The sequence below is a fragment of the Pseudomonas sp. CCC4.1 genome (genome assembly GCF_035019225.1).
In the GTDB taxonomy this organism is placed as follows: Bacteria; Pseudomonadota; Gammaproteobacteria; order Pseudomonadales; family Pseudomonadaceae; genus Aquipseudomonas; species Aquipseudomonas bubulae.
On record NZ_JASJWL010000053.1, the window covers coordinates 24,593 to 32,188 of the forward strand.

A 7,596-nucleotide genomic window follows, 5' to 3' on the forward strand; every position below is an offset into this window, starting at 1 on the left:
TATCAATGAAGCACATACCGGCAGGGGCGCTGGCGTTGGCACTGGTGACGTTGACCGGTTGTGTCACTGCTCCGCCCAAAGATCAAAACAACCTGTGCAGTATCTATAGGCAATATCCGGCCTGGTACAAAGACTCGGTAGCGATGCAGGAGCGCTGGGGCACGCCTGTGCATGTTGCTATGGCAATCATGAAGCAGGAAAGCAGCTTCGTTGCCGATGCGCTTCCGCCTCGTGCTTACCTTTTGTGGGTCATCCCGTGGGGCAGGGTCAGCCCGTCCTACGGCTATGCACAGGCTCAGCCTCCGGCATGGCGTGACTTTGAAAACAGCATGGGCAGTTCCGGGTCGCGCGACAATTTCGCTGACGCCATCATGTTTATCGGTTGGTACACCGCGGGTACCCAGCGGCAATTGGGGATCTCCAAGTGGGATACCTATAACCAGTACCTGGCGTATCACGAGGGCAGGGGGGGTTACAGTCGCAATACCTATCGCGCCAAACCCTGGTTGATGCAGGTGGCGCGTAAAGTCGAGCAGCAGTCCAAAACCTATGGTGCACAGCTTGGCCAATGTCGCGGTGAGCTGGAGAGAGGTCGTCGCTCGTTCTGGCCTTTTTGATTTAATTCGCAGGCATAAAAAAAGCCCCGCCAGTTCAGAACTGGCGGGGCTTTTTAATGGCCTTTGGAATTAGGCGAGGGGTTTATCCTCGTGTGCCTTTTCCTGGGCTACGCCTTCATGCGCAGTTGCCTGAGCGGCCGCTGCAGCAGCTGCCTCTTCACGCTTGCGGCGACGTACTTCACGCGGGTCGTTAGGTGCGCGACCGTTGCTTGGGGCGCTGACAACCGGAGTTGCTGCAACCACTACCTCAACCACTTCAGTTGTCACAACAGTCTCAACGGGGGCCGGCTCTACGGCTACTATCGTTTCGACCGCGGCTTCAACGGTTACCACTTCAGGTGCGGCAACAGGCTCTGCTACGGCTTCAGTAACGGCAGGCTCTGCTACTGGCGCGCGCACAACGCGGGCTTCGCGGGCATGCGGTGCTTTTTCGATAACCGGAGTTTCGACCGCTGGTGCTTCCACCACGGCTTCAACCACTGGCTCTGGAGTCGCTGCAACCGGCTGGGCAACGGCCTGGACTTCAGGCTGTGCTTCTTGAGCTGGTGCAACTTCAACTTCAGGCGCCTTGACGGCTTCGATCGGCGTCACTGCTTCTACTGTTGGCGCTTCTACTACCGGTGCTTCTACTACTGGAGTTTCAACAACAGGCGTTTCAGTGGTCGGTGCCTGGGCAGCGACTGCTTCTACTTTGGTTGCTGCTTCGCCAGCGGTTTCAACAGCTGGGGCCTGGGCCGCAGGTGTTTCGACAGCCACAATTTCCTTGTCAGCTTCAACGACGGCCACGGTTTCAACCGGGGCCGATTCCTGGGCCACTTCTGTTGCGCGTTCTGCCTGCTGGTGCGCCTGGGCTTCAGCAGGAGCGCTGACGACCTGGCTGGCAACGGTTTCAGTCACGGCCACGACGGCTGCTTCAGAGGTGGTTGCAGGAGCGTTCTGGCTGTTGCCTTCTTCGCTGTTCTCTTCCGAGCCTTCAATCACGTTGCCGTTGGCGTCACGCTGACGCTCGCGGCGGTTGCTGCGACGACGCTGGCCACGGGAGCGACGACGTGGACGATCGCCTTCGGCGTTGTCCTGGGTCTCGTCCTGGGACTGCTCTTCACCGTTCAGCACTTCTTCGTCTTCAGCGGCAGCTACAACCTGCTCTTCGCGTGGCGCACGTTCTTCGCGAGGTGCGCGCGGCTGGCGCTCTTCACGCGGCTGACGGGCTGGGCGCTCTTCAGCTACAGCAGTGGTAGCGGCCACAGCGGCTACGGCTGGTGCTGCATCCAGAGGCTCGCGCAGTTCACGTACGCGCTCTTCGCGTTCGCCACGCGGCTTGCGGTCTTCACGTGGTGCACGCGGCGCACGTTCTTCGCGCGGTGGACGCGGTGCGCGCTCTTCGCGAGGAGTTTGAGCCACAACCGGAGTTTCTTCGCGAGGGCTGCGCTCTTCGCGTGGTTCGCGAGCGGCACGCTCTTCACGTGGAGCACGCTCTTCGCGCGGTTTACGTTCTTCGTCACGACGACCGTTGCGGTTACGGCTCTGCTGGCGACCGTTGCGACGTTCTTCGTTGCGTGCAGGGCGCTCAGGGGTTGCCGGCTTCTCGACTACGGTCGGTGCTGCAGGCTCTTCCTTGGAGGCAAACAGGCTTACCAGCGACTTGACCAGGCCCTTGAACAGGCTTGGCTCGGCGATGGTGGCCGCCGGTGCAGGAGCAGGTGCAGCAGCAGCAGCAGCGGCTTCGGTCGGAACCGGTGCCGAGGTGCGTGGCGGTGCTGTTTTAACGGCGGCTTCCTGGCGAACCAGGGTGCGGGTGGCAGCAGCCGGTTGAACTTCTTCCACTTCAGCGGCAGCGGCAGCGATTTCATAGCTGGACTGGTTGGTGTGGGCTTCCGGGCTGTCATCACGCAGACGCTGAACTTCGAAGTGCGGCGTTTCGAGGTGGTCGTTCGGCAGAATGACGATGCGGGCACGGGTACGCAGTTCGATCTTGGTGATCGAGTTGCGTTTTTCGTTGAGCAGGAACGCTGCAACCGGGATTGGCACCTGGGCGCGGACTTCGGCAGTGCGGTCCTTCAGGGCTTCTTCTTCGATCAGGCGCAGGATCGCCAGCGACAGCGATTCAACATCACGGATGATGCCGGTGCCGTTGCAGCGCGGGCAAACGATGCCGCTGCTTTCACCCAGGGATGGGCGCAGACGCTGACGGGACATTTCCAACAGGCCGAAGCGCGAGATACGACCCACTTGTACGCGGGCGCGGTCGGCTTCCAGGCATTCGCGGACTTTTTCTTCCACTGCGCGCTGGTTTTTGGCCGGGGTCATGTCGATGAAGTCGATGACGATCAGGCCGCCGATGTCGCGCAGGCGCAACTGACGGGCGATTTCTTCCGCCGCTTCAAGGTTGGTTTGCAGTGCGGTTTCTTCGATATCGCTGCCTTTAGTGGCGCGGGCCGAGTTGATGTCGATGGACACCAGGGCTTCGGTCGGGTCGATAACGATGGAACCGCCGGAAGGCAGTTCAACGACGCGCTGGAAAGCGGTCTCGATCTGGCTTTCGATCTGGAAACGATTGAACAGCGGAACGCTGTCTTCGTAGAGTTTGATTTTGCTGGCGTACTGCGGCATCACCTGGCGGATAAAGGTCAGGGCTTCGTCCTGGGCTTCAACGCTGTCGATCAGGACTTCGCCGATGTCCTGGCGCAGGTAGTCGCGGATGGCGCGGATGATCACGTTGCTTTCCTGGTAGATCAGGAAGGGTGCGGCGCGATCCAGCGAGGCTTCTTTGATGGCGGTCCACAGTTGCAGCAGGTAATCGAGGTCCCACTGCATTTCTTCACTGCTGCGGCCAAGGCCGGCAGTGCGAACGATCAGGCCCATGTCGGCAGGAGCGATCAGGCCGTTCAGCGCTTCACGCAGTTCGTTGCGCTCTTCACCTTCGATGCGGCGGGAGATACCGCCTGCACGCGGGTTGTTTGGCATCAGGACCAGGTAGCGGCCGGCGAGGCTGATAAACGTGGTCAGGGCTGCGCCCTTGTTGCCGCGCTCTTCTTTTTCGACCTGCACGATGACTTCCTGGCCTTCGCTCAGGACGTCCTTGATGTTGACGCGGCCTTCAGGGGCTTTCTTGAAGTACTCGCGGGAGATTTCTTTGAGGGGCAGGAAGCCGTGGCGCTCGGAGCCGAAATCGACAAAGGCAGCCTCAAGGCTTGGTTCGATGCGAGTAATACGGCCTTTATAGATGTTGGCTTTCTTCTGCTCGCGAGCACCCGACTCGATGTCCAGGTCGTAGAGGCGTTGGCCATCTACCAGTGCAACGCGCAACTCTTCAGGTTGAGTTGCGTTAATCAGCATTCTTTTCATGTTGTACCGTCGGTTTCCGGGCTACCGGAAACGGCGTTCGGCACACACGACTTCTCATGGTCGGTGTCAGGTGCGTCAGGAGTTGTTGGCCACTCCTGTGTACAGCGAGGTTCGACCCTTGGGGGCGAAGTCGCGACTTACGCTTCCTGCTTGCTGTGGTGCTAATGCACCTCTTAAGCAAAAGTCTGGTCAGGAGGAGGAATCAACCGGCGGCTGTGGACGAGATGAAGCGTCTTGATAAAGCCTATTGCTACACAGTCCGGCGGTTGTGCATCTCCACCCTACACGTATCCCTGATAATTCGGGTGCTGCCGCGCGCAGAATCCGCAGCGGGTTGGCATTTACCGTGTTCTCCAAAGGGGAGTTCACGCATCATGGCTAATAAAGGCGTTGTTTCCGAAGCATTCGCTCGAAATTCCCGAGGCTGACTGCACTTTGTGAACTGGCCGTGAATATCGGCGTAAAAGGCGAGTTTGCACTCTGCTTTCCAGGCTCGCTTCAGGCCTCATGTCACCTGCGCTTGTTACAACTCCAGGTCTTGCGTATCCAGCAAAAGCCCCGTAGGACGGCCTCGCGTCCTGATCAAGAGCGTTGGTCAGGGCCGGTTGTTCACCGTTAATCCTCTGTCCAGGCCGCTTTTGGCGGCGTTCGCGACTATAGCAGCAATGATTAAGTGCTTCAATTCCATAAAAAATTGTTATCATTCACGGCATGACGACGACTACCCCCCCGACCCCCAGCGTCCAGCTGCTTGAGGTCTCGCCGGAATATGCCGGCCAACGCATCGACAACTTCCTTCTTGCTCGGCTCAAGGGTGTTCCCAAGACCTTGATTTACCGCATTTTGCGTAAAGGCGAAGTGCGTGTGAACAAGGGCCGGATCAAGCCCGAGTACAAGCTGCAGGCCGGCGATATCGTGCGCGTGCCGCCGGTTCGCGTGCCTGAGCGCGACGAGCCGGTGCCTGTGGCCCAGGGTTTGTTGCTGCGCCTTGAAGCGGCCATTGTCTATGAAGACAAGGCCCTGATTATATTGAACAAGCCAGCAGGCATCGCCGTGCACGGCGGCAGCGGCCTGACCTTTGGCGTGATTGAAGCCTTTCGTCAGATGCGCCCGGACGTCAAGGAGCTGGAGCTGGTGCATCGCCTGGACCGTGACACGTCCGGCCTGCTGATGATCGCCAAAAAGCGCAGCATGTTGCGTCATTTGCACGAGGCCCTGCGCGGCGACGGTATCGACAAGCGTTATATGGCTCTGGTGCGTGGCAACTGGGCGGCGTCCATCAAGCAGGTGCGTGCGCCGCTGATGAAGAGCAACTTGCGTTCGGGTGAGCGCATGGTTGAAGTCAACGAAGACGAAGGCAAAGAGTCGGTCACTGTGTTCAAGGTGCTGCGCCGCTTTGGTGATTTTGCAACCATGGTCGAAGCGCGACCGATTACCGGGCGTACTCACCAGATCCGTGTGCATACCCTGCATGCCGGGCATTGCATTGCCGGCGACAGCAAGTACGGTGATGAGGGGTTCTCCAAGGAAATCCGCGACCTGGGCGGCAAGCGCCTGTTTCTGCATGCCTACATGCTGACCGTGCCGATGCCCGATGGGACTGAAATGAAATTCCAGGCCCCGGTCGATGAAATGTGGGCCAAAACCGTGGAGCGTCTGAGTGCCCCTTACTGAGTACAAGCTGCTCATTTTTGACTGGGATGGCACGCTGGCTGATTCCATTGGTCGGATTGTCACGGCGATGCAGGGTGCGGCGCAACGTGCGGGGCGTCCGGTACGTGATGCGCAGGCGGTCAAGGGGATTATCGGTCTGGGGTTGCCTGAGGCGATCCTGACCCTTTACCCCGACATGCCCCCGGAGCAGGTGATTGCCTTCCGCCAGCACTATGCCGATATTTATATCGCCATGGATGCCGAGCCTTCGCCGTTGTTTGCGGGAGTCCGGGAATCGCTGGAAGCATTCCGTGCCCAGGGCTATCGTCTGGCGGTGGCCACGGGCAAGGCCCGTCGTGGCCTTGATCGTGTGCTCAAGGCCCACGGCTGGGAGGATTTCTTCGATATCACTCGTGCTGCAGACGAGACCGCCAGCAAGCCTGATCCGTTGATGCTCAATCAGATCCTGGCTCATTGCGATGTGTGTCCGCAGCAGGCGTTGATGGTGGGTGATGCGTCCTTTGATTTGCTGATGGCGCGCAATGCGGGTATCGACTCGGTTGCGGTAGGCTATGGTGCTCAATCGATGGAGCGCTTGCTGACGTTCGAGCCCCGGTTGGCAATTGACAGTTTTCCCGAGTTGCGTGCCTGGCTTGATCGCCAGGCTAATTAAGATCTTTGCTGGGGTAGTGCATGGTCGATCAATGGAAGGCGCCCTCTGCGGCTGAAAACACTGTCGGTGGTGACAAAAGCTGGCAGTTGCTGGAAAAAACCCTGTTGGCGGGCATTCAGGAGCAGCGCCGCTCGCGGCGCTGGGGCATTTTCTTCAAGGTGTTGATGTTCTGCTACCTGATTGCGGTGTTGTTGCTGTTTACCCCGTTGGTGAGTATGGAGCGCAGCGCTGTCGGCGGTTCCAGCTACACCGCGCTGATCGATGTGCGTGGTCCGATTGCCGATAAGGAGCCGGCCAGTGCCGACAATCTGGTCACCAGCCTGCAGGCTGCGTTTGACGATCCGCGGGTCAAGGGGGTGGTGCTGCGCATCAACAGCCCGGGCGGCAGTCCTGTGCAGTCGGGTTATGTCTACGATGAAATCCGTCGCCTGCGTGGGCTGCATCCCGATACCAAGGTGTATGCGGTGATTTCCGATCTGGGGGCATCCGGGGCTTATTACATTGCCAGTGCTGCTGATGAGATCTACGCCGACAAGGCCAGTCTCGTCGGGTCGATTGGCGTGACGGCGGCAGGCTTCGGTTTCGTCGGTGCGATGGACAAGCTGGGTATTCAGCGTCGTGCTTACACGTCGGGCGACCACAAGGCGTTCCTGGATCCGTTTGAGCCGGAAAAGCCGGATGAGACCAAGTTCTGGCAGGGTGTGTTGAATGTGACGCACCAGCAGTTCATTGACAGCGTCAAGCAGGGGCGTGGCGATCGCCTGAAAGACAAGGAGCACCCGGAGCTGTTCTCGGGCCTGGTCTGGACGGGGCAGCAGGCGCTGCCGCTGGGGTTGATTGACGGGCTGGGCAATACCAGTTCGGTTGCCCGTGACGTGATCGGCGCCAAGGAGCTGGTGGACTTCACGGTGCAGGAATCGGCTTTCGACCGCTTCTCGAAAAAGCTCGGTGCCAGCGTGGCTGAGCAATTGGCCATGTGGATGGGCTTTCAGGGGCCGACGCTGCGCTGATTGTTGAGTGCTTCAAACAAGCCGGCCTGAAAGAGGGCCGGTTTTTTTATGGCTGGCAAAAAGTTTAGAGGCTCTATGTCGCGTAGCAGCTGCCGAAGGAGCGAGGCTGCGTTCGGCGGCGAAGCCGTCGTGAAATCAGCTGGCGCGGTGCGTCGTCGAATTGCGATCATCGGGTTTACGACGGCTTCGCCGCCGAACGCTGTCTTCGTTCCTCGGCAGCTGCAGGAACACTGCAACTGTGGGAGCGAGCCTGCTCGCGAAGGTCGTTCGCGAGCTGTCTCTTATACACATCTGACGC

Annotated in this window: 5 protein-coding genes; 4 read left to right on the forward strand and 1 reads right to left on the reverse strand. The window is 59.4% G+C overall.

The features are described from left to right. The first annotated feature begins 5 nt into the window (after window positions 1-5). Window positions 6-617: a hypothetical protein gene (locus QN377_RS18005; RefSeq protein ID WP_169917138.1), complete on the forward strand. Its 612-nt coding sequence runs from the start codon at window positions 6-8 to the stop codon at window positions 615-617. Window positions 618-686: 69 nt separating this feature from the next. Here the strand turns inward: QN377_RS18005 and rne are convergent, their stop codons facing one another. Continuing rightward, window positions 687-3,953 carry a ribonuclease E gene (gene rne, locus QN377_RS18010; protein WP_322213316.1) on the reverse strand — a complete coding sequence of 1,089 codons (3,267 nt, stop codon included), beginning with the start codon at window positions 3,951-3,953 and terminating at the stop codon, window positions 687-689. A 720-nt stretch (window positions 3,954-4,673) separates the two neighbouring features. Here rne and rluC point away from each other — a divergent pair. The 3 genes from rluC to QN377_RS18025 are packed head-to-tail and all read left to right on the forward strand — an operon-like array spanning window position 4,674 to window position 7,298. Beyond that, the gene (rluC, locus tag QN377_RS18015; protein WP_095003150.1) at window positions 4,674-5,636 is read left to right on the forward strand and encodes a 23S rRNA pseudouridine(955/2504/2580) synthase RluC; all 963 of its coding nucleotides are present in this window, start codon (window positions 4,674-4,676) and stop codon (window positions 5,634-5,636) included. After that, a complete protein-coding gene (locus QN377_RS18020) occupies window positions 5,623-6,288 on the forward strand; it encodes an HAD-IA family hydrolase (protein ID WP_095003151.1) in 666 nt (221 codons plus the stop codon). Before rluC ends, QN377_RS18020 begins: the two co-directional genes overlap by 14 nt. A gap of 20 nt (window positions 6,289-6,308) precedes the next feature. Next, entirely contained in the window at window positions 6,309-7,298 is a 990-nt protein-coding gene (locus tag QN377_RS18025; RefSeq protein ID WP_095003152.1) for a S49 family peptidase, read from the forward strand. Window positions 7,299-7,596 lie beyond the last annotated feature (298 nt).